Annotated in this window: 1 protein-coding gene; it reads left to right on the forward strand. The window is 66.2% G+C overall.

What is annotated here, in order from left to right; genetic code table 11:
• Positions 1-31 precede the first annotated feature (31 nt).
• Positions 32-308, forward strand: a 277-nt coding sequence (locus tag JT719_RS24520) for an ATP-grasp domain-containing protein (RefSeq protein ID WP_341350796.1), incomplete at its 3' end; no start/stop codon positions are given.

Below are 308 nucleotides of genomic sequence, written 5' to 3' on the forward strand. Positions count from 1 at the left end.
GCACCACGCATGGCGCGTGCACCACGAGGACTTGAAGGACCTGCCCTTCCCGATGCTGGCCGACATCAAGCGCGAGCTGTATCTCAGCCTGCTGGTGGACCGCGGCACCGGCCGGATCACCGTCGTCGCCTCGACCGAGGGCGGCATGGAGATCGAGGAGGTCGCCCACAACACGCCGGAGAAGATCGTCAAGGTCTCCATCGACCCGGTCACCGGCATCCAGGGCTACCACACCCGCAAGATCGCCTTCGCCCTCGGGCTGGAAGGCAAGCAGGTCGGTGCGGCCTCGAAGTTCCTGACGGCCATGT

Origin of the sequence: Sabulibacter ruber (assembly GCF_017355955.1) — a bacterium.
Classification (GTDB): Bacteria; Bacteroidota; Bacteroidia; order Cytophagales; family Hymenobacteraceae; genus Nibribacter; species Nibribacter ruber_A.